General features: G+C 70.8%; 18 protein-coding genes. 9 read left to right on the top strand and 9 right to left on the bottom strand.

The window, feature by feature from the left end:
* Positions 1–17 precede the first annotated feature (17 nt).
* The gene (locus GXW71_RS12415; RefSeq protein ID WP_211852831.1) at positions 18–1,541 is read left to right on the top strand and encodes a M81 family metallopeptidase; all 1,524 of its coding nucleotides are present in this window, start codon (positions 18–20) and stop codon (positions 1,539–1,541) included.
* 4 nt (positions 1,542–1,545) lie between these two features.
* Here GXW71_RS12415 and GXW71_RS12410 read toward each other — a convergent pair whose 3' ends face one another.
* The gene (locus tag GXW71_RS12410; RefSeq protein ID WP_211852830.1) at positions 1,546–1,980 is read right to left on the bottom strand and encodes a type II 3-dehydroquinate dehydratase; all 435 of its coding nucleotides are present in this window, start codon (positions 1,978–1,980) and stop codon (positions 1,546–1,548) included.
* Positions 1,981–2,122: 142 nt separating this feature from the next.
* Between GXW71_RS12410 and GXW71_RS12405 the strand changes: the two genes are divergently transcribed.
* The 3 genes from GXW71_RS12405 (at position 2,123) to GXW71_RS12395 (ending at position 6,150) form a co-directional block, all read left to right on the top strand.
* A complete protein-coding gene (locus GXW71_RS12405; protein WP_211852829.1) occupies positions 2,123–3,091 on the top strand; it encodes a Bug family tripartite tricarboxylate transporter substrate binding protein in 969 nt (322 codons plus the stop codon).
* Positions 3,088–4,746 (top strand): FAD-dependent oxidoreductase, encoded by a 1,659-nt coding sequence (locus GXW71_RS12400; RefSeq protein WP_211852828.1) that lies wholly within the window; start codon positions 3,088–3,090, stop codon positions 4,744–4,746. Before GXW71_RS12405 ends, GXW71_RS12400 begins: the two co-directional genes overlap by 4 nt.
* A 177-nt stretch (positions 4,747–4,923) precedes the next feature.
* Positions 4,924–6,150 carry an MFS transporter gene (locus GXW71_RS12395; protein ID WP_211852827.1) on the top strand — a complete coding sequence of 409 codons (1,227 nt, stop codon included), beginning with the start codon at positions 4,924–4,926 and terminating at the stop codon, positions 6,148–6,150.
* A gap of 37 nt (positions 6,151–6,187) precedes the next feature.
* Here GXW71_RS12395 and GXW71_RS12390 read toward each other — a convergent pair whose 3' ends face one another.
* The 3 genes from GXW71_RS12390 to GXW71_RS12380 all read right to left on the bottom strand — a co-directional run bounded on the left by GXW71_RS12390 (position 6,188) and on the right by GXW71_RS12380 (position 7,715).
* A complete protein-coding gene (locus tag GXW71_RS12390; RefSeq protein ID WP_211852826.1) occupies positions 6,188–6,583 on the bottom strand; it encodes a hypothetical protein in 396 nt (131 codons plus the stop codon).
* 124 nt (positions 6,584–6,707) lie between these two features.
* Positions 6,708–7,106: a hypothetical protein gene (locus GXW71_RS12385; RefSeq protein WP_211852825.1), complete on the bottom strand. Its 399-nt coding sequence runs from the start codon at positions 7,104–7,106 to the stop codon at positions 6,708–6,710.
* Between the two features lie 123 nt (positions 7,107–7,229).
* On the bottom strand, positions 7,230–7,715 hold the full coding sequence (locus GXW71_RS12380; protein WP_246526516.1) for a flavin reductase: 486 nt from the start codon (positions 7,713–7,715) through the stop codon (positions 7,230–7,232).
* 61 nt (positions 7,716–7,776) lie between these two features.
* Here GXW71_RS12380 and GXW71_RS12375 point away from each other — a divergent pair, with 61 nt between their 5' ends.
* The 3 genes from GXW71_RS12375 to GXW71_RS12365 all read left to right on the top strand — a co-directional run bounded on the left by GXW71_RS12375 (position 7,777) and on the right by GXW71_RS12365 (position 11,107).
* Positions 7,777–8,301 (top strand): MarR family winged helix-turn-helix transcriptional regulator, encoded by a 525-nt coding sequence (locus GXW71_RS12375; protein WP_211852824.1) that lies wholly within the window; start codon positions 7,777–7,779, stop codon positions 8,299–8,301.
* Positions 8,302–8,310: 9 nt separating this feature from the next.
* Entirely contained in the window at positions 8,311–9,798 is a 1,488-nt protein-coding gene (locus GXW71_RS12370) for a 4-hydroxyphenylacetate 3-hydroxylase family protein (RefSeq protein ID WP_211852823.1), read from the top strand.
* Between the two features lie 106 nt (positions 9,799–9,904).
* Complete coding sequence (locus GXW71_RS12365) at positions 9,905–11,107, top strand: ABC transporter substrate-binding protein (RefSeq protein ID WP_211852822.1); 1,203 nt, start codon at positions 9,905–9,907, stop codon at positions 11,105–11,107.
* Between the two features lie 12 nt (positions 11,108–11,119).
* Here the strand turns inward: GXW71_RS12365 and GXW71_RS12360 are convergent, their stop codons facing one another.
* Complete coding sequence (locus GXW71_RS12360) at positions 11,120–12,379, bottom strand: hydantoinase/carbamoylase family amidase (protein ID WP_211852821.1); 1,260 nt, start codon at positions 12,377–12,379, stop codon at positions 11,120–11,122.
* Between the two features lie 72 nt (positions 12,380–12,451).
* A complete protein-coding gene (locus GXW71_RS12355; RefSeq protein WP_211852820.1) occupies positions 12,452–13,735 on the bottom strand; it encodes a tetratricopeptide repeat protein in 1,284 nt (427 codons plus the stop codon).
* Positions 13,736–13,824: 89 nt separating this feature from the next.
* Here GXW71_RS12355 and GXW71_RS12350 point away from each other — a divergent pair, with 89 nt between their 5' ends.
* Complete coding sequence (locus GXW71_RS12350) at positions 13,825–14,796, top strand: Bug family tripartite tricarboxylate transporter substrate binding protein (RefSeq protein WP_211852819.1); 972 nt, start codon at positions 13,825–13,827, stop codon at positions 14,794–14,796.
* A 160-nt stretch (positions 14,797–14,956) separates the two neighbouring features.
* On the top strand, positions 14,957–15,856 hold the full coding sequence (locus tag GXW71_RS12345; RefSeq protein ID WP_211852818.1) for a TIGR03571 family LLM class oxidoreductase: 900 nt from the start codon (positions 14,957–14,959) through the stop codon (positions 15,854–15,856).
* A gap of 16 nt (positions 15,857–15,872) precedes the next feature.
* Here GXW71_RS12345 and GXW71_RS12340 read toward each other — a convergent pair whose 3' ends face one another.
* From GXW71_RS12340 to GXW71_RS12330, 3 genes are read right to left on the bottom strand one after another with little or no spacing between them, the layout of a single operon-like run.
* Positions 15,873–16,976 carry an ABC transporter permease gene (locus GXW71_RS12340; protein WP_211852817.1) on the bottom strand — a complete coding sequence of 368 codons (1,104 nt, stop codon included), beginning with the start codon at positions 16,974–16,976 and terminating at the stop codon, positions 15,873–15,875.
* Positions 16,976–18,106, bottom strand: coding sequence for an ABC transporter permease (locus GXW71_RS12335; RefSeq protein WP_211852816.1), 1,131 nt, complete (start codon positions 18,104–18,106; stop codon positions 16,976–16,978). Before GXW71_RS12335 ends, GXW71_RS12340 begins: the two co-directional genes overlap by 1 nt.
* Positions 18,103–19,830: an ATP-binding cassette domain-containing protein gene (locus GXW71_RS12330; RefSeq protein ID WP_211852815.1), complete on the bottom strand. Its 1,728-nt coding sequence runs from the start codon at positions 19,828–19,830 to the stop codon at positions 18,103–18,105. The genes GXW71_RS12335 and GXW71_RS12330 overlap by 4 nt, the downstream gene beginning before the upstream one ends.

Here is a 19,830-nt window from a genome sequence, read left to right as displayed (position 1 = left end):
CTGGAGATCCCGGTCCGATGCGCATCGCGCTGCTTGGCTTCTCGATCGAGTGCAACCGCTTCGCACCCCCGGCGACGCAGCGCGACTTTGACACGCGCTGCTGGGTCATGGGTCAGGAGGTGGTGACGGATGCGCGCGCGGCCTCGCCCAAAGCGCTCGGCGAGATGCCGGGCTTCGTCGCCGACATGGACGCCGCCGGCCCCTGGGAACCGCACGGCATCCTGCTGGCGATGGCGGAGCCGAACGGGCCGGTGGAACACGCCGCCTTCACCCGCATGATGGCGATCTGGCAGGACGGGCTGGAGGCGCTGCGCGGGCGCGTCGACGGCGTCTACTGCGTGCTGCACGGCGCCGGCCTGACCACCGAGCTGGACGACCCCGAAGGCGCGCTGCAGGCGCTGGTGCGGGAGGTGCTGGGCCCCGACATGCCGCTGGTCTGCAGCTACGACCTGCACGGCAATGTCTCCGACGCCATGGTCCGCGACTGCGACGCCTTCATCGGCTACCGCACCAACCCGCATCTGGACATGCGCGAGAGGGGTGCGGAAAGCGCGCAGATCCTGCGCCGGCTGCTGACCGGCACCAAGGCCCACCGCGCGCTGCGCCGGTTGCCGATCGTGGCGCCGACCGTCTCCCTGCTGACCGCCCAGGGGCCCTATGCCGAGGTGATCGATCTCGGCCAGGCCTGGGCCGCCGAGGATGCGCGCATCCTGAACGTCTCGGTCATGGGTGGCTTCGCCTATGGCGATACGCCGTTCAACGGCATGGCGGTGGTGGTGACGGCGACCGAGCAGAATGCGGCGGAAGCGCTGGCGGACCGGCTGGCGCTGGCCGCCTGGGAACGGCGGGACCGCTTCGTGGCAAAGCTGACGCCACTCGAGGAAGCGGTGCGGCGCGCGAGGCAGAGCGCGGTGCCGCTGGCCTTCGCCGATGTCGCGGACAATCCCGGCGGCGGCGGCCGCGGCAATACCATGTTCATCCTGGAAGCCTTCCATGCGGCCGGCATCGCGGAGTGCCTGGTCGGCATCATCCACGACCCGCTGCTGGCGGAGGAGGCGCATCGCCTGGGCCGCGGCGCCCGCTTCACAGCGCGCTTCAACCGCCCGCAGGGCACGCTCTCGGCCGATGATGCCTTCAGCCATCCCTTCGCGGCGGAGGCGGAGGTGGTCGCGCTGTCCGATGGCCGTGTCACCGGCCGGCGGGGGATCTATGGCGGCACCGCGATGACGCTCGGGCCGACCGCGGCGCTCCGCCTCGGCGGCATCACCGTCGTCGTGGTCTCGATCCGCGCCCAATGCGCCGATCCGGCCTTCTTCGAGCATCTCGGGCTCGACATCGGTGCCGCACGCGCGGTCGTCGTGAAGTCGCGCGGGCATTTCCGCGGCGGCTTCGACGAGTTCTTCGGCCACGACCAGATCGTCGAGGTCGACGCGCCCGGCCTCACCTCCCCCATCCTCACCCGCTTCGCCTGGACGAAGCTGCAGCGGCCGATGCTGCCGATCGATCCGGAGACACGCTGGGTGCTGCCGCCGCGCGGCTGAGGCGCTATTTCCCCAGGATCTCGAGCAGGCCTTGCATCGCGACCTTGTAGCCCGCGACGCCGAAGCCGGCGACGGCGCCGCGGCTCGCCCCCGCGACCTCGGAGACCAGGCCGCGCTTCGCGGGATTGGAGATATGCACCTCGATCACCGGGAAGCGCATGGCGTTGAGCGCGCCGAGCAGCGCCGGATAGCCGCGGGTGAAGCCTGCCGGGTTGATGATCGCGGCGTCGATCCCGGGCGCGTTGTGGGCGGCGTGCAGGCGATTGATCACCTCGCCCTCGATATTGGAATGGAAGATCTCCACCTCGACGTCGAGCGCTTCCGCATAACCGCGGATCGCCGCATCGTATTCGGGTAGCGTCATCGGGCCGAAGACCTCGACCTGCGTCTTGCCGCGCATGTCCATGCCGGCGCCGTGGATCACCAGGATTGTCGTCATCGGGCCCTTCCTGCCGCTGCCTCACCTGGGTCGATGCTCGGTGGTTTCGGCTGTCGGGGCAATGCATGGCGTCGCGCACCATCCCGCGTTAGGCTTCAGCCCTTGCGTCGCTGCGGCCAAGCAAGACATGAGGAAACCTCCGATGCGCATCCCGCGCCGCGGCCTGCTGGCCGCGACTGCCGTGGCCACGGCCGGCACCGCCTCGGCCCAGCCCGGCTTCCCGTCGCGACCGCTGCGCCTGGTGGTGGCCTGGGCGCCGACCGGTGCGATCGACACCATCGCGCGGCGGCTGGCGCAGAAGTTGACGGAGGCCCTGGGCCAGACCGTCTTCGTCGAGAACCGATCCGGCGCCTCCGGCAGCATCGGCGCGGCCGAGGTGGCGCGCGCCGTGCCGGATGGCCACACGCTGCTCGCGCTCGACAGCACCTATGGCATGATGCCCTTCCTGGTGAACGGCCTCCCTTTCAATCATACCGAAGCCTTCCGCCTCATCACCATCAGCGCCTTCACCCCGGTGGTGGCGGCCGTGCGGCGCGACGCCCCCTACACAACGCTGCGGGACCTGACGGAGGCCGCGCGGCGCCGGCCGGAGGCCCTCACCTATGGCAGCGGCGGCGTCGGCAGCTCCGTGCAGTTCGCGACGGTCGCCTACGAGCTCGCGGCCGGGGTGCGGCTGCTCCATGTGCCCTATCGCGGCGGTGGCGAAGCCGTGAGCGCGCTGATGGCCGGGCAGGTGGACACGGTCTTTGCCTCCCCCAGCGCGGCAATGATGGGCGGCTCGGCGGCCGTGCTGCGGCCGCTCGCCATCAGCGGCCCCGGTCGGCTGGCGGCGCTGCCGGAGGTGCCGACCTTCGCCGAGGCCGGCCTGCCAGACTACGCCATCATGCATTGGTCGGGCCTCGCCGTGCCGCGCGCCACGCCGATGCCGATCGTCGAGCGCCTGCATGCCGAAGCCGCGAAGGCGCTGGCGGCGCCCGACATGGTCGCCTTCCTCGCCAGCATCGCCAGCCTGCCCGGCGGCATGCCCCCGGCCGAGGCCGAGCGGCTGCTGGCGGAGGACACCCAGCGCTGGCGCCAGGTGGTGGCGCTGGCGGGCATCCGCCCGCAATGAGCGGCGGCACGCATGACGTCATCGTGCTGGGTGGGGGCTGCGCCGGCCTCTTCACCGCGATCGCCGCCGGCGCGCTGGGCATGGACTGCCTGGTGCTGGAAGCGGCGCCGCAGCTCGGCGGCGGCACCGCGATCTCGAGCGGCTTCCTCTGGGTGGGCGGCAATCACCTGCACGCGGAAGCCGGCAGCGCCGATACGCCGGAGGCGGTGCGGGCCTATCTGGCGCATGTCGCCGGCGGCGGCGCCGACCCCGCGCGGATGGAGGCTTTCGCGGCCATGGCGCCGGAGGCACTGCGCGCCTTCGAAGCCGCCGGCATCCCCTTCCGGCTGAGCCCGCGCATCGACCACCACGGGCTGGCGCCCGGAGCGATGGCCGGCGGGCGCATCCTGGACACGCCGCCGCTCGACGCCGCGGTGCTGGGCGAGTGGCATGACCGTATCGCGACGCCGGCGGGCCCGCTGTATCGCCTGGGCGGCAGCGAGGCCGTCCGCCTCGGTGGCGCCAACAACGTCGCCACCTGGGAGGCGGCTGCGGCCGTGGAACGAGAGCGGCCCGGCCAGCGCGGCGCCGGCGCCGGCCTCATGACCTGGCTCGTCGCCGCCGCGCTGCGGCACGGCGTCGGCATCCGCACGAAGGCGGCGGCGGCGCGGCTGCTGGTGGACGCCGGACGCGTCACCGGCGTGGTGACCGCCGATGGTGCACAATTCGCCGCAAGGCGTGGCGTGGTGCTGGCCTGCGGCGGCTACGAATCCAACCCCGCGCTGGTGGACCGGTTCGAAGCGCTGCCGGGCTGGCAATCCATGTTCCCCGAAAGCCTCCGCGGCGATGGGTTGGTGATGGCGACGGAGCACGGCGCCGCGCTGCACGTCGTCGGCAACAACCTCTCCGTCTTCCTGGGCTTCCGCAACCCGGACGAGGCGCCCGGCGGCACCGCCCCGTGCCGGCTGTCCGGCACGGCGGAGCTGACGGCGCCGCACACGATGGTGGTGAACCGCGAAGGCCGCCGCTTCGCCGATGAAAGCTTCTTCCAGGCCGTGGCACCGCATCTGCGCGCCTTCGACGTCCGGCGCGGCGAGCAGCCCAACCTGCCCTGCTTCCTGATCTTCGACGCGCAGTATGGCGCACGGCAATCCTTCGCGGGCCGCCCACCCGGTGCGCCGATCCCGCCCTGGGTGTGCCGTGCCTCCTCGCTGGCGGATCTGGCGGCGCAGCTCGGCATCGACGCCGAAGGGCTGGAGGCGACGGCGCGGCGCTTCAACGCCGATGCCGGCCGGGGCCGGGACAGCGAGCACCACCGCGGCGAGACGCCCTGGGGCCTGGCCAGGCTGGGCCCGGCGGCAACGCTCGGCCCGATCGAGCAGGCGCCCTTCTTCGGCATCCGCCTGCATCCGACCGCGCTCGCTTCCGCCGGGCTGCTGGCCGATAGCAGCGCCCGGGTGTTGCACGTGCGTGGCCACCCGATGCCCGGCCTCTACGCCGTCGGCAATGCCGCCGCCCGCACCGAGACCGGCGCAGGCTATCAGACCGGCTATTCGCTCGCCTCCGGCATGACCTTCGGGCTGATCGCCGCGCGCGACATGGCAGGGCTGCCGCACGGTGTCTGGAGTGGATCGCGTCCGGATGGGATCATCCGGGCGGACAAGAACGCTCGCTGAACGACGATCCAGCGACACCACCGGGGGGGAAGCGATGGAGCGTAGGGCGCGGGAGCTCCGCATGTTCACGATCGGCGGCGGCACGGCACAAGTCCTGCGCAGCCAGGTCGCATCGAAAACCCTGGGCTGGAAGCTGCCGCATACCCGCGACGGCTCCATGAACCGCGGCCCATCCGAATGACGGCAAGCACGGTCGATTCCACCTATGCCTGGTGGCGCCTGCTGGCGGCGGTGCTGCTGTCGACCATCGGCGGCGTCGGGCTGTGGTCCATCGTCGTCGCGCTGCCGGCGGTGCAGGCCGAGTTCGACGTGGCGCGGGCCGGCGCCTCCCTGCCCTATACCCTGACCATGCTGGCTTTCATGATGGGCGGCGTGCTGATGGGCAGGCTGGCTGATCGCTTCGGCGTGATCCTGCCGGTGCTGATCGGCACGCTCGCGCTCGGCATCGGCTATGTCGCCACCGCCTTCGCCCGCGATCTCTGGCAATTCGCGGTGCTCTATGCGGTGTTCGTCGGCGGTTTCGGGAGTTGCGCGGTGTTCGGGCCGCTGGTCGCCGACACCTCGCTCTGGTTCACCCGCCGGCGCGGCATCGCGGTGGCGCTCTGCGCCAGCGGCAACTACTTCGCGGGCACTGTCTGGCCGCCGATCCTGCAGCAACTGATGGCGGATCACGGCTGGCGGGCGACGCATATCGGCATCGGCGCCTTCTGTGTCGTCACCATGCTGCCCTTGATGCTCGCGCTGCGCCGCCCGCCCCCGATCCAGGCGGCCGAGGCGGCGATGGCGGCCGGTGACGGGCTGGCGCGGCTCGGGCTGTCGTCGAATGCGCTGCAGGTGCTGCTGATGGTCGCCGGCATCGCCTGCTGCGTCGCCATGGCGATGCCGCAGGTGCATATCGTCGCCTATTGTGTCGACCTCGGCTACGGCCCGGCGCGTGGGGCGGAAATGCTGTCGCTCATGCTCGGCTTCGGCGTGATCAGCCGCCTGATTTCCGGCGTCATCGCCGACCGCATCGGCGCACCGGCCACGCTGCTGCTGGGCTCCGCCCTGCAATGCCTGGCGCTGGCGCTGTTCCTGCGCTTCGACAGCCTCGGCTCGCTCTACATCCTCTCCATCGTCTTCGGCCTGTTCCAGGGCGGCATCGTGCTGAGCTACGCGATCATGGCGCGGCAATTCTTCCCGCCGGCGGAGGCCGGGCTCAGGGTCAGCCTGGTGCTCTCCGCGACCTTGGCCGGCATGGCGCTGGGCGGCTGGCTCTCCGGCGTCATCTTCGACGCCACGGCCAGCTACCAGATGGCCGTGGTCAACGGCATCGGCTGGAACCTGGTGAACCTCGCGATCGCCACCTGGCTGGTGCTGCGCCTGCGCGCGCGGCCGATGCTGGCGGCGCGGCAGCCCGGGTAACGCGCGCACCAGCCTGTCGGAGGAGCAGATCGACGCGTTACGGAAGCTCGGTATGATCGGCGCCGGCACCGCCTGATGCCGGCGCCGGCGAGACCGCGCGATCGCCGCCCGGCCGCTGCGCGCCGCCCCAGGATCGGAGCATCCGGGACAGCCTGAGCGCCGCCGCCTGCGGGCAGGCGAGCAGCAGCTTCGGCCGCTCGGGCAGGATCGGACCCGGCCCATAGATCCCGAAGCCGGTCTCCGCCTGCCATTCGACGGCAGGCGACAACTCACCCAGCGTGAGGTCGATCCAGCAGGCGCCGGCGCGGTCCGGCCCATCCACTGCGATGCGGACCGACGGAATCAAGCGGGACAGGTGGCCGAGGAATGCCATGACGGCCACGGGCATTCGCACGTGGAGCGGCAGGGGCGTCTCGGCGACATCGAACGGCATGCGGGTTGACCCTGATCACCGTCACCCTCGGCGTCGGCGAAGCGCCAGGATCGCACCGGCCTCGGGCAACAAGGCGGTCACCACCGCCTCGATCCCGACACAGTGAGGCAGGCGCCTTAACGGCTCACCAATCGCCGGGGTGCCGGACAACGCCGTTCCTTCTGCCCTGCCTCGCCTCCGCTGTCGGTGCCGGTTCGCACACGATGGCGATGGCCCGGTCGGAGCCGAGGCCCATCTCCTCGGCGATGCGTTCGGCGATCATCAGCTCGGTGAGCGAGATCTCCTCGCCGCGGCGCCCGAGGATCCGGTAGCCCTGCGACCGGCACAGCGTGTCCCCCTGCTCGAGGCAGTTCACCATCGGCCGCCGCGTCCCGCTGCAACTGATCCGGTAGACGAGCGTGCCGTCCGCCAGCCGGGTCGCCTCATGGGTGGTGCAGGCGATCAGCGCGGCGGCGCTGAGGCCCAATGCGCCGGCGATGCCCAGGATGCGGGCCCGGCCCTGGCGATGGTCGTCCTTGGTCATGGCCTATCTGGCACGGACGCCGCCCGGTTGTCGCCCGCGCATCTTCGCGTGAGCAGCCAAGATTACGCGGTGCGATCGATGCCCGCCCAGGCGGAAGCTTCGCCGTCGCCGTGGGACGACCGTTCATGCCGCGCGCAGCCCGTGATAGGCCCGGCTGAACCAGACCAGGCCCCCGACCTCGCCGGGGCCGAGCTCGATCCGGGACAGCTCGACCAGCAGCAGGCTGTGCGTCCCCCGCTCCACGACATCCGCGATGCGCCCTTCCAGCGCCGCGGCGGCGCCGCGCAGCAGGGGCACGCCGGTCTCGCCCCGGCCCCAGCGGGCATCGAAGCGATCCGCCATGGGCAGGCCGGTGCGGCCGGCGAAGGTGTCGGACAAGGCGGCGTCCCCGGCGCCGAGCAGGTTGATGCCGATAACGCCATTCGCCCGCATCACCGGGTTCAGCGCGCTGCCGCGATTGACGCAGACCAGCACGGTCGGCGGCGCGTCGGTGACCGAGCAGAGCGCGGAGGCCGTGAGGCCGCAGCGCCCGGCCGGGCCATCGCTGGTGACCACGGCGACGGCGGCGCCGAGCCTTGCCATCGCATCCCGGAACAGGCTTGGGGGCATCCGAATCTCCTGCATCATTTATCTTCTTGATTTAGCCATTTGATCAAGACAAATTCGCTCCATGAAGCGCCCCCTCACCGTCTCCCGTCCCGAGCTGATGCCCGACGGCACCGACGCCGCCTTCCGCGCGATGGTCCATGACACGCTGGCCTTCGCCGCACGCATCCAGGAGATCCGCGCGGCCTTCGGGGAGCTGCTGGGTCTGCCCGCTTCCGGCTACACGCTCCTCATGACCGTGCTGCACCGGCAGGGGCGGGATGGCGTGGGCGTGTCTGCGGTGGCGGAGCACCTGCATCTCACCGGTTCCGCCGTGACGGTCGAGGCCAACCGCCTCGTGAAGCTCGGCCTCTTGGAGAAGCGCGGCGACCCCGCCGACGGCCGCCGCGTGCTGCTGCGCGCGACGCAGCGGGCGGAGCAGATGCTGGCGCGCCTGGCGCCGGTCCAGGCCGAGGCCAATGATGCGCTGTTCGGCGCGCTGGATGGCCCCGGCTTCCGGCGCTTTGCCGAAGCCATGCACGACCTGGTGGGCTGTGCCGACGACGCGCTGGCGATCCTCGATCTGCACCGCCACCGCAAATCGGCCTGAGGAGGACCCATGGACGTCAAGACCGGCAGCGACCACCTCTCGGCCCTGCGCGACGGGCGCGACGTGCGCATCGACGGCAGGCAGGTGGCCGATGTCACGACCGACATCGCCTTCCGCGGGGCCGTCGCCTCTGCGGCCGCGCTCTATGACGCGCAGGCGCATCCGGATGCGGTGGAGCGCCTGACCTTCGCGATTCCCGGCGGCAACGGAAGGCGCGCCAACCGCGCCTGGCAGGCGCCGCGTTCCTTCGAGGAGCTGCGCGACCGGCGCCTCGCGATGGAGGCCTGGGCGGAGGGCCATGCGGGCTTCATCGGCCGCTCCCCCGATCACGTCGCCTCCTGCCTCACCGGCTTCGGGATAGGGATCGGGACCTTCGAGGCCTACGACCCGAAGCGGGCCGCGGCGCTCCGCGACTACCTGGCCTTCGCCCGCGCGCAGGACCTGTTCCTGACCTATGTGATCATCAACCCGCAGGCCGACCGGTCGAAGCAGGTGAGCCAGCAGGCCGCCGGCTACGAGGCCATGGCGGTGGTGGACGAGGATCATGAGGGCATCACGGTGCGCGGCGGCAAGATGCTCGCGACCTCCGCCATCATGGCGAACGAGATGCTGGTGTCGCTGATCCAGCCGCTCGGTCCCGGCGACGAGAAATACGCGGCCTGCTTCGCCATCCCGCTCGATGCCAAGGGCCTCAGGCTGCTCTCGCGCAAATCCTATGAGGCCGCCGCCGTCTCGCCCTGGGACAACCCGCTCGCCTCGCGCTTCGACGAGAACGACGCGGTGGCCTGGTTCGATGATGTGAAGGTACCGTGGGCGCGCGTCTTCGCGCTGCGCGACACCCGGATCATGCAGGCCATGTGGCATGAGACGCCGGCGCATGTGCTGCAGAACCACCAGTGCCAGGCGCGGCTCGCGGTGAAGCTCCGTTTCCTCGCCGGCCTCGCCCGGCGCACGGCCGAGGTGAACGGCACCATCGCCATGGCCCCGGTGCGCGAGACGCTCGGGCAGCTCGCGGCCGAGGTCGGCATGGTCGAGGGGATGCTGGCCGGCATGGAGGCGCGCGGCCGCCTGGAGCACGGCTTCTTCGTCCCCGATCGCGCCCTGCTCTATGCCGCCCAGGTGCTGACGCAGCAGCTCTACCCCCGCTTCATCGATGCGCTGCGGGAGCTCGCGGGCGGGGGCATGATCATGCTGCCCTCCTCCTTCCGCGACCTGTCGGATCCGGTGGTGGCCGAGGATATCCGGCACACGCAATCGAGCCCCGCCGCCGCGCCGCTGGAGCGAGTGAAGTTCTTCAAGCTGGCCTGGGATGCGGTCGGCAGCGAGTTCGGCTCCCGGCACGTGCAGTATGAGAAGTTCTATGCCGGCGCGCAGTTCGTCACGCGCGGCCATGCCTTCCGGACCTTCGACTGGGCGCGCGCCGCCACCGCCGTGGATCGCATCCTGGCCGAGACGCCCGATCCCGCCGGGGCCCTGCCCCCCACCGCCGCGGCATAGCACCGCGACGAGCACGCTCCAGGAGGCACACCATGCCCCGACAAGGAGCGCACCAACGCCAGGCACGCGGCGCCAGACCGCGAACCGAACAAGGAGACGATGTGAGATGAAGCGTTCCTGGATGGCCGCCCTGTTGGGCGGCGCGTTGGCGGTCGCACAGCCGGCCGCCGCGCAACTGTCGGACAATGTGCTGCGCATCGGGATACTGAACGACCAGAGCGGGCTGTTCGCCGACCTGGCCGGCCCCGGCTCGGTCGAGGCGGCGCGGATGGCGGTCGCCGATTTCGGCGGCACCGTGCTCGGCCATCCCATCGAGGTGGTGGCCGGCGACCACCAGAACCGGCCCGATGTCGGCTCCGCCCTGGCACGTCGCTGGTACGACAACGACCGCGTGGATGTCATCATGGACATCCCCAACAGCGGCGTGGCGTTGGCCGTGCAGGGTGTCGCCCGGGAACGGCGCCGCCTGGTGATCTACTCCTCGGCGGCGGTCTCAGACCTCACCGGCCGCGCCTGTTCGCCCTACGGCATCCACTGGACCTTCGACAGCTACGCGCTGGCGCGCTCCACCGCGACGGCGATTGCGCGCGCCGGCGGCCGGTCCTGGTTCTTCCTGACCGTCGACTACGCGCTCGGCCACACCTTCGAGCGGGATGTCGGCCAGGTGGTGGCGGCCAATGGCGGGCGCGTCGCAGGCGGCGTGCGGCACCCGCTGAACACGCCCGACTTCTCTTCCTTCCTGCTGCAGGCGCAGGCCAGCCGCGCGCAGGTGCTCGCTTTCGCCAATGCCGGCGGCGATCTCTCCAACAGCATCAAGCAGGCCGCCGAATTCGGGCTGTTCCGGACCATGACGCCCACCGCCGTGATGGCCTTCCTCACGGATATCCACGCGATCGGCCTGCAGACCGCGCAGGGGCTGCGCCTGACCGAGAGCTTCTACTGGGACATGAATGACGAGGCGCGCGCCTGGTCGCAACGCTTCTTCGCCGTGCGCGGGCGAATGCCGACCATGCCGCAGGCCGGCGTCTACACCGCGACCATGCACTACCTGCGCGCCGTGCAGGCCGCCGGCACCGACAATGCCGAGCGCGTGGCCGAGGTGATGCGCGCGACGCCGATCAATGATTTCATGACGCGCGACGGCCGCATCCGCGAGGATGGGCGCGTGCTGCGCGACTTCTATCTGTTTGAGGTGAAGGCGCCGGCCGAAAGCCGCGGGCCCTGGGACCTGTATCGCCTGGTCGCCACCATCCCGGCCGCCGACGCGGCGCGGCCGCTTGAGGAAGGCGGCTGCAATCTCGGGCGTTAGCGAGAATCCTGATCAGGCCGCGGCGCGCATCACCGCCCCCCCGAGCACACGGGTGCCGAGCAGGAAATCGGCACGCTCCATCGCTTCCTGCGGGTTGTGGCTGCCATGCGCGTTGCGTACGAGCATCACCGAGGCCGGGATACCGGCCAAGTGGAACATCGCCGCATCATGCCCGACCGTCGCGAGCCGCATGGCCCCGATGCCGAGCGCTTGCGCCGCCCCCTCCACCGCCGCCGCCAGGCCGGGATCGAGATGGGACGGCGCGGAGCCGAAGCGCGGCCCCATCTCGAACCGCACGCCGCGGCGCTGCCCGATGGTCGCGAGCAGGCGGGTCAGCAGGGCATCGGCCTCCGCCAGCACATCTTCCCGGATCGAGCCGAAATTGAAGCTGAAGCGGGCTTCGCCCGGCACCTTGGTCATGGCATGCGCGGCGGGGTCGGTGCCGAGCTTCCCCATCGTGAAGACGGCGGAGGGATCACGCCTCTCGACCTCCTCCCAGAAGCGCTCGAATTCCAAGGCGAGCTCGGCGACCGCCATCACCGCGTCATGGCGGAAGGCGCGCGGCAGGGCGGCGGAATGGCCGTATTCGCCGAGGCAGCGCGCTTCTGGGTAGCGGATATTGCCGCGGCAATCGGTGGCCACCGCGACCGGGAGGTTGTTCGCGATCAGCAGCGGCCCTTGCTCGATATGCAGTTCGAAAAAACCCGCCACCGTACCGCGTGAGATCGGCAGCACCGGTGCATCGGCATAGCCGAGCGCATCGAGATGCTCGCGCAGCGTGACGCCGCTGTCGATGCGTCTGAGCGCGCCGATCTCCTCCAGCGTCGAATGGCCGAGCATCAGGCGGCTGCCGACATAGGCGGTGCCGAACCACGGGCTTTCCTCGCCGCGCATCGCAACCGCACGGATCCCCCGCTGATGCCCGCCCGTGCGCCGCGCCGCCGCCGCGACCGAGAGCGCGGCCATGGCGCCGGCGAGCCCGTCGTAATTGCCGCCGCCGGGCACGGAATCGAGGTGCGACCCGGTCATGATCACCTTGGCATCGGGCTCGGCGCCCGGGACCAGGACATGCAGGTTGCCGTAGCGGTCGGGCTCCAGCGTCAGCCCGAGGCCAGCGGCGAATTCCGTCACCGCTTCCGCCGCGATCTGCTCGCCCTCGCCATAGCAGGCGCGGGTGATGCCGGTGTCCGGGGTACCGGTGCGGCGGCCGATCGCTTCCATCACTTCCCAGGCCTGTTCCGCGATCTCCTGCAGGGCCGCGTCGAATGCCATGCCTGTTCTCCTTGCCTGCGGACACTATGACCGACGTGGGCGGGCTTGCGCATCCCAACCCTCGCGGCAGGCTCACGCCGCCAGCAGGGTGCGCCAGTCACTGTCCCGCCGCGACGGGCGGCGATGCAGGCGATCATCGAGCAGGGCGCGGGCCTGCGCGGCCGCGCCGCTCCGCATGAGCGCAATGAGAAGCGTGTCCTCGATCACCTCGCGCTGGGCGTGGCTGCCGCCGATGCGCACCACCTCGGCCGCGACCGGCGCCAGGATCCGCGCGCAGCCGCCATAATCCCCATCGGCGAAGGCCAGCAGCGCGCGATGGATCGCCGGCACCACGGGGCCGGCGGCCGTCGCGCCCGCCTCGGCGCGGGCCCGGTCGCCGGTCGCCGCCGCGAGCATGGCCAGATGCACCTCGACGAAGGCATTGCCGCCCTTGGGGAAGGCACGGTCCGCATAGGCGGCGGCCTCCTCCCAGAGTGGCTTCGGGACCGCATGGCCATAGGCATGGAGCCGCCACAGGAAGGAGGCGCCGTCGGTCACGATGTTGATGGGCGTCGCCAGCGTGGCCTGCGGCTGCACGCGGTCCGTGTAAATCGAGAGAGCGCGCGCCGCATCGCCGTCATCGAGTGCCACCAGCGCCTGATGCCAGGAGATATGGCTGTAGAGCAGCCCGGTGCGGCCGTATTCCGGCAGCCAGCCTGCCACCAGCGCCTCGGCCTCCTGGCCTGAGCCCTCCTCGAACATGGCATGCGCCAGGGCGTGGACGGCATTGGCATTGTGCCGCCTGAGCGCGAAGGCGCGCTGCACCAGCGCCCGGCCGGCGCCGGGATCGCCGTTCTCGACATGCGACCAGCCCCGGTAGGTCAGGAACCACCAGTCGTCGCCGTAATGGCGGGCATGGCGCTCACAAAGGTCGACGCGGGCCTGGTCGTGATCGGCCATGCCGGAGAAGGCGAAAAGCCCGAAGGCGCCGAGCGGCAGCGACAGCACCAGTGCGTCCCGTGGCCAGGTATCGAGATGCGCCAGTGCCTGCCGCAGCGCCTGCGCCGGGTGGCCTTCGATGGCGAGCGCCAGGATCGCGACCTGGCCCCTCTCCCGCTCCGTGCCGTGGCGTTCGGCAAGCGCCCGGGCCGCCGCGATCGCGGCCCTGGCCTGCCCCGCCTCGCCGCGGATGGCATGCAGCCGGGCACGGGAGGCGCGGGCCAGGGCGAAGTCGGGATCATCAGCGATCGCTGCGTCGAAGGCCTCGGCCGCGCCAGGCCAGGTCGCGAGCAGGAGGTCGCTGCCCTCCCGGTAGAGGGCGGCCGCGGCGTCGGAAGCCGTCGACAATTCCAGGCCGTAGCGGTCGCGATGCGTCATGGGGCGGTTCCCTCCGGCGTTTCGAGTATAGTCTGTCGCAGGGAAGGGCAGGCGGACGAACCCGCAGGCCGATAGGGAGAAAGTTCAGGATGCAACGACGCACGCTACTGCAGGCCTCCGCCGGCGCCGCAGCGCTCCTCGCCGCCCCGGCGCTGCGCGCGCAGGAGTTCACCCAGCCGCTGCGCATCATCGTGCCGAATGCGCCGGGTGGCACCAGCGACATCCTGGCGCGCCTGATCGCGCCGTCGCTCTCGCAGCGGGTCGGCCAGAACGTGGTGGTGGAGAACCGGGCCGGGGCCGGTGGCAATATCGGCGCCGATGTCGTCGCCAAGAGCCGGCCGGACGGGCACACCATGCTGCTGCTCGACGTCTCCGTGCTCGCGACCAACCCCTTCCTGTTCCAGCGCATGCCCTTCGACACGGTGCGCGACCTGGCGCCGGTCCAGATGGTGATCTACGCGCCCTATATCCTGGCGGTGAACAACACCCTGCCGGTGCAGGACGCGGCGGGGCTGGTGGAGTATGCGCGCCGCAATCCCGGCCGCGTGAACGCCGCGAATGCGGGAACCGGCACGCTGTCCCACCTGGTTGCGCTGGCACTCGCCTCGTCCTGGGGGACGGAGATGGTCTCGGTACCCTATCGCGGCGGCGCCCCCGCCCTGATGTCCCTGGTGACCAACGAGGCCAACCTGACCATGGCGGGCACCACCCAATCCATGCCCTTCGTCACCCAGGGCCAGATGCGCGGCATCGCGGTAACCGGGCCGCATCGCCTGCCGACCCTGCCCAACCTGCCGACCTTCCGTGAGCTGGGCTGGCCGGAGCCGGATGCCGGCACCTGGCAAGGCATCCTGGCGCAGGGCCAGACCCCGCCCGCCACCCTCGCCCGGCTGGAGCGCGAAATAGCCGCGGTCCTGAACGAGCCGGCGGTCAAGGCGCGCATCGGCGAGCTGGGCGGCGAGGTGCAGGCCGATGGCGGTGCCGCCTTCCGAACCCGCCTCGCGCAGCAGACCGAGGCCTATGGCCGGATCATCCGCGCCAACAATGTCCGGCTGGAATAGCCGCGTCGGGGCCGGCGCATGGCCCGGGCCGCTGCGCGCGGCGCCATCCCGCCCCAGATAGGTCGGCATCGGCGGCGTCCGCCGCCGATGATCGCCACAGCGAACCGAGGCCGGGGATGTCGATGGGCTTCGTATGCGAGCCCAGCGCGGAGTCGCGCGGATGATGCCGCCATCGCCGTTGCTGCGGGCAGGAGGGATCAGCCTTGGCCTCATGGTCCCGACGGCGACGCCTTCGGGCGAGCTGCTGTCGGCCGAGGCCATGCTGCGCATGGCCACGATCGCCGAGGATGACGGCTTCGCCGCGCTCTGGACCCGGGACGTGCCGCTGATCCACCCGGATTATCCGGATCGCGGCCCCTTCCTCGATCCCTTCGTCTGGCTGGGCGCGCTCGCCGCCCGGACGTCACGGATCGCGCTCGGCACCGCCGGCGCCGTGCTGCCGCTGCGCCACCCGCTGCATGTCGCCAAGGCGGCGGCCAGCCTGCAGGCGCTCTCGGGCGGCCGGCTGCTGCTCGGGCTCGCCTCCGGCGACCGGCCGCCGGAATACGCCGCTTTCGGCGTCAACCGCGGCGACCGGGCGGTGCTGTTCCGCGACGGCTTCGCCAGCATCCGTGCCGCACTCGGCACCGCCCACGCCCCGGACGGCGCGCTGCTGACGCCGGCGGTGCAGCCGCCGCCGCTGCTCGCGGTCGGCAGCGGCGGGCAGACGGTGCAATGGCTGGCGGCCAATGCCGATGGCTGGCTGTCCTATGCGCGCGACCTCGCCTCCCAGCGCGACATTGTCGGGCTGTGGCGGCGCTACGTCGCGGAGCGCGGCGATGGTGACCCAAAGCCCTTCGCGCAGGCGCTGAACATCGACCTCCAGGACGATCCCGCCGCGCCGAGCACTGCCGCCGAATTCGGCCTGCGGCTCGGCCGCCACGCGCTGACGCGCCACATCCTGGATTTGCAGTCGATCGGTGTGGACCACCTGATGCTCAACCCGGCGCGGGGCCGCCGCCCCGCCGCCGAGGTGGTGGAGGAGCTGGCGGCCGAGCTGGTGCCCCTCTTCACGGCATGACCGCGGCGTCGCGGCCTCACTCCATGCGTGCGCGAAACAGGAGTGCCGAGGCGGTGAGGGTGCCGAGCGCGATCACCGCGAGCGGCCAGGTATTGGCGGCGACCTCGGCCGCGGGCATCGCCTTCAGGAAGACGCCCTCGCTCACGATCAGGAAATGCTTCGGCGGATTCGCCTCGGCCAACACCTGCAGCCAGGCAGGCATGTTGTCGACCGGCGTTGCATAACCGGAGAGCAGGGTCGCCGGCACGGTGACCAGGAAGGCGCCGAGGAAGGCCTGCTGCTGCGTCTTCGCCAGCGAGGAGACGAACATGCCGATGCCGACCAGCGCCAGCAGGTAGAAGAACAGCGCCAGGTAGAAGAGGGGGATGGAGCCGGTCAGCGGCACGCCGAAGACCGTCGGGATCAGCAGCAGATAGAGGCTGCCATTGAAGAGGCCGACCAGGATCGGCGGCACCATCTTGCCGACCAGGATCTCCTGCACGCGGAGCGGCGAGACCATGAGCTGGTCGAAGGTCCCGAGCTCCCGCTCGCGCGCGACCGAGAGCGCGGTGACACCGAGGCCGGCGAGGGTGCTGATGATCACCACCAGCGCCGGCATGGTGAACCAGAGATAGTCCAGATTGGGGTTGAACCAGTGGACCACGGCCGATTGCGAGCGCGGCCGGGCCGCCTGAGGCGCGATCTCCGCGCCGAGTTCGCCCGCGATCCGCTCCAGATAGCCGGAGACGATCTGCGCCGCATTGGAGCGGCGGCCGTCGAAGATCGCTTGGATGACCGCCGGCCGCCGCGCCGCCACATCGGCGCTGAAGCGCTGGTCGAGCACGACGGCCGCGATCACCCGCTGGTCGTCGATCGCCTCCCGCAGTGCCGCCGGATGGTCGATCCGGACGATGCGGCGGATATTGGGGCTGCCCGCCAGGCGCTGGACGAATTCCCGGCTCCAGGCGCCGTCGTCGCGGTTGTAGACGCCGACATCGATGTTCTTGACCTCGAGCGTCGATGCGAAGCCGAGGACAAAGAGCTGGATGAGCGGCGGGACGACCAGGATCAGCCGGGCGCGCGGATCGCGCAGGATCGCCCAGATCTCCTTGACGATGATGGCGCGGAGCCTGCCCCACATCAGGCGATCCTCCGCCGCGTCGCCCGTATAGCGAGCAGGAAGAACAGCGCACCGAAGCCGAGCATGACAGCGATGTTGCGCAGGAAGAGGTCCCAGAGATCGCCGACGACGAAGACGGTCTGCAGCGGCGGGATGACGTAGCGCGCCGGGACCAGGTAGGTGATCGCCTGGATGATCTTCGGCATCGACGCGATCTCGAAGAGGAAGCCCGAGAGCAGCATGGCCGGCAGGAAGGCCGAGAGCAGCGCGACCTGGCTGGCGACGAACTGGTTCTTGGTCGCGGCCGAGATCAAAAGCCCCTGGCCGAGTGCGGGCATCAAGAAGGCGGTCGCGATCGCCAGCAGCGCGAGCGGCGAGCCGCGGAAGGGCACGCCGAAGGCGAAGATCGCGACCAGGGTGCAGAGCGTCATCGAGCCGAGGCCGAGGATGAAGTAGGGGATGACCTTGGTCGCCAGGAACTCCGCCATGCCGATCGGCGTCGCCATGATGGCCTCCATGGTCCCCCTCTCCCATTCCCGCGCGACGACGAGCGCGGTCAGCAGGGTGCCGACCATGGTCATGACGATCGCGATCGAGCCCGGGATCAGGAAGAAGCGGCTGGCGAGCTCCGGGTTAAACCAGAAGCGCTGCAACAGGGTGATCGGCGGCTGCGGCCTGGCGCCGCGTTCCTCCGCCTGCCCCGCCGCCCAGCTCGCGCGCACGCCTTCCGCATAGGCAGCGACGAAGCCGGCGGTGTTCGGCAGCGAGCCGTCGGTGATGACCTGGATGGCGGCGGGCTCGCCGGTGCCGGCGAGGCGGCGGCCGAAATCGGCGGGGATCACGATGATGCCGCGGATGCGGCCGGCGACCAGCTCCGGCTTCAAGCCCTCGACATCCCGCCGCCCCGTGACCTCGAACCAGCGGGAGCGCTCATAGGCGGTCGCCAGGCTCTGCGCCGGCGCGCTCATGTCCTGCAGCGCGAGGCCGACCCTGATCCGCGTGGTGTCGAGCGAGACGCCATAGCCGAAGAGGAAGAGCAGGATCAGCGGCAGCACGAAGGCGATCAGGAGGGTCGAGGGATCGCGCAGGATCTGCAGCGTCTCCTTGACCAGCATGGCGCGGAAGCGCTGCGCGGAGAAGGCCTGGCTCATGCCGCCTCCCGCTTCCGGTCCGAGGCCTCGATCAGCGCGATGAAGGCGTCTTCGAGCGTCAGGTCATGCAGGCCGGCCTCGGTTGCGGCTTGCGCCTTCAGCGCATCGGGCGTCCCGATCGCGATCTGCTGGGCGCGGTAGATCAGCGCAATGCGGTCGCAATACTCCGCCTCGTCCATGAAGTGCGTGGTCACCAGGACGGTGACGCCTTTCTCGACCAGGCCGTTGATATGGGTCCAGAATTCGCGGCGGACGATCGGATCCACGCCCGAGGTCGGTTCGTCGAGGAACAGTACCGGCGGCTGGTGCATGACCGCGCAGGCGAGTGCCAGGCGCTGCTTGAAGCCGAGCGGCATCGACCCGCTGTTCACCGGTAGATAGTCGCCGAGCCGGAACACCTCGACCACGCGCTCGATCGCCTGCCGCTGCGCGCGACCGGTGAGGCCATAGACGCCCGAGAAGAAGTTCAGGTTCTGCCGCACGCTGAGATCCCCATAAAGCGAGAATTTCTGCGCCATGTAGCCGAGGGATTGCCGCGCATCGGCGCGCGCGGTCCGGAGGTCATGCCCGGCCACCCGGCCATTTCCTGATGTCGGCGTCAGCAACCCGCAGAGCATCTTGAAGGTGGTCGACTTGCCGGCGCCGTTGGGCCCGAGCAGCCCGAAGATCTGCCCGCGGGGAATCGCGAAGCTGATGTCATCGGCCGCAGTGAAATCGCCGAAGCGCTTGGTGAGCCGCTCGGCGAGGATCGCCGGTTCCTGCCGTTCCGGCACCGCGCGATAGGCCGCGGCGAGGGCGCTGGTGCCGGGCGGGCCGCCGCCCAGGATATCGACGAAGGCGTCTTCGAATCGCGGCACTGCCGGGGCGACCTGGCTCGATGCCGGTGCCCCGAGCGCGTCCGGCGCCGGGGGCGCGATGCCCGGCTTCATGACCAGCCGGAGCGAGGCGCCCTGGATCGTCCCGTCGGTGACGTCATCGCGGTTCAGCGCCCGCGCCAGCAGCAAGCGGCGCCCCTCGGCGCCGGTCGCCATCCGGAACACCCGCCCTTCGACCTGCCCGGTCAGGTCAGCGGGTGGTCCGGCATGCAGCAGCCGGCCCTCGCTCAGCAGGAAGACGGTGTCGCATTTCTCGGCTTCGTCGAGATAGGCCGTCGACCAGAGGACACCGATGCCCTCGCCCGCCAGTTCCCGCACCATCGCCCAGAGCTCCCGGCGAGACACCGGGTCGACGCCGACGCCGGGCTCGTCGAGCACCAGCAGGGCCGGCGCCTTGACCATCGCGCAGGCGAGGCCGAGCTTCTGCTTCATGCCACCGGAGAGCTTGCCGGCGAGGCGCGTGCGGAAGCGCTCGAGGTCGGTGAAGTCGAGCAGCCGCCGGAACCGTGCATCGCGCTCACCGGCATCGAGGCCACGCAGATCGGCATAGAGCGAGAGGTTCTCGATGACGCTGAGATCCTCATAGAGGCCGAAGCGCTGCGGCATGTAGCCGATCACCGCACGATCGGCCTCGGCCGCGGCCTTGCCCATGACCTCCACCGTTCCCGCATCGGGATCGAGCAGGCCTGTGAGCAGCCGGATCAGCGTGGTCTTGCCCGCGCCGTCGGGCCCGACCAGGCCGGTCATGCGGCCGGGCTCGATCTCGATGCTGACGCCGTCGAGTGCCGCCGGCCCGCCGGGTGCGAAGCGCTTGGTGACGGCGTGCGCGATGGCGACCGGCCCCGCCAT

Origin of the sequence: Plastoroseomonas hellenica, assembly GCF_018129085.1 — a bacterium.
In the GTDB taxonomy this organism is placed as follows: Bacteria; Pseudomonadota; Alphaproteobacteria; order Acetobacterales; family Acetobacteraceae; genus Plastoroseomonas; species Plastoroseomonas hellenica.
Note: the sequence above shows the minus strand (reverse complement) of the source record. Positions and strands in the feature narration are given on the sequence as shown.

Excerpts from the sequence above, each read along its gene's own strand:
- GXW71_RS12335 (WP_211852816.1), bottom strand. The coding sequence starts at position 18,106 with ATGAGCCAGGCCTTCTCCGCGCAGCGCTTCCGCGCCATGCTGGTCAAG.
- GXW71_RS12405 (WP_211852829.1), top strand. The coding sequence starts at position 2,123 with ATGCGCATCCCGCGCCGCGGCCTGCTGGCCGCGACTGCCGTGGCCACG.
- GXW71_RS12415 (WP_211852831.1), top strand. The coding sequence starts at position 18 with ATGCGCATCGCGCTGCTTGGCTTCTCGATCGAGTGCAACCGCTTCGCA.
- GXW71_RS12345 (WP_211852818.1), top strand. The coding sequence starts at position 14,957 with ATGATGCCGCCATCGCCGTTGCTGCGGGCAGGAGGGATCAGCCTTGGC.
- GXW71_RS12385 (WP_211852825.1), bottom strand. The coding sequence starts at position 7,106 with ATGACCAAGGACGACCATCGCCAGGGCCGGGCCCGCATCCTGGGCATC.
- GXW71_RS12400 (WP_211852828.1), top strand. The coding sequence starts at position 3,088 with ATGAGCGGCGGCACGCATGACGTCATCGTGCTGGGTGGGGGCTGCGCC.
- GXW71_RS12360 (WP_211852821.1), bottom strand. The coding sequence starts at position 12,379 with ATGGCATTCGACGCGGCCCTGCAGGAGATCGCGGAACAGGCCTGGGAA.
- GXW71_RS12365 (WP_211852822.1), top strand. The coding sequence starts at position 9,905 with ATGAAGCGTTCCTGGATGGCCGCCCTGTTGGGCGGCGCGTTGGCGGTC.
- GXW71_RS12380 (WP_246526516.1), bottom strand. The coding sequence starts at position 7,715 with ATGCCCCCAAGCCTGTTCCGGGATGCGATGGCAAGGCTCGGCGCCGCC.
- GXW71_RS12350 (WP_211852819.1), top strand. The coding sequence starts at position 13,825 with ATGCAACGACGCACGCTACTGCAGGCCTCCGCCGGCGCCGCAGCGCTC.
- GXW71_RS12370 (WP_211852823.1), top strand. The coding sequence starts at position 8,311 with ATGGACGTCAAGACCGGCAGCGACCACCTCTCGGCCCTGCGCGACGGG.
- GXW71_RS12410 (WP_211852830.1), bottom strand. The coding sequence starts at position 1,980 with ATGACGACAATCCTGGTGATCCACGGCGCCGGCATGGACATGCGCGGC.
- GXW71_RS12395 (WP_211852827.1), top strand. The coding sequence starts at position 4,924 with ATGACGGCAAGCACGGTCGATTCCACCTATGCCTGGTGGCGCCTGCTG.
- GXW71_RS12355 (WP_211852820.1), bottom strand. The coding sequence starts at position 13,735 with ATGACGCATCGCGACCGCTACGGCCTGGAATTGTCGACGGCTTCCGAC.
- GXW71_RS12390 (WP_211852826.1), bottom strand. The coding sequence starts at position 6,583 with ATGCCGTTCGATGTCGCCGAGACGCCCCTGCCGCTCCACGTGCGAATG.
- GXW71_RS12375 (WP_211852824.1), top strand. The coding sequence starts at position 7,777 with ATGAAGCGCCCCCTCACCGTCTCCCGTCCCGAGCTGATGCCCGACGGC.
- GXW71_RS12330 (WP_211852815.1), bottom strand. The coding sequence starts at position 19,830 with ATGGCGGGGCCGGTCGCCATCGCGCACGCCGTCACCAAGCGCTTCGCA.
- GXW71_RS12340 (WP_211852817.1), bottom strand. The coding sequence starts at position 16,976 with ATGTGGGGCAGGCTCCGCGCCATCATCGTCAAGGAGATCTGGGCGATC.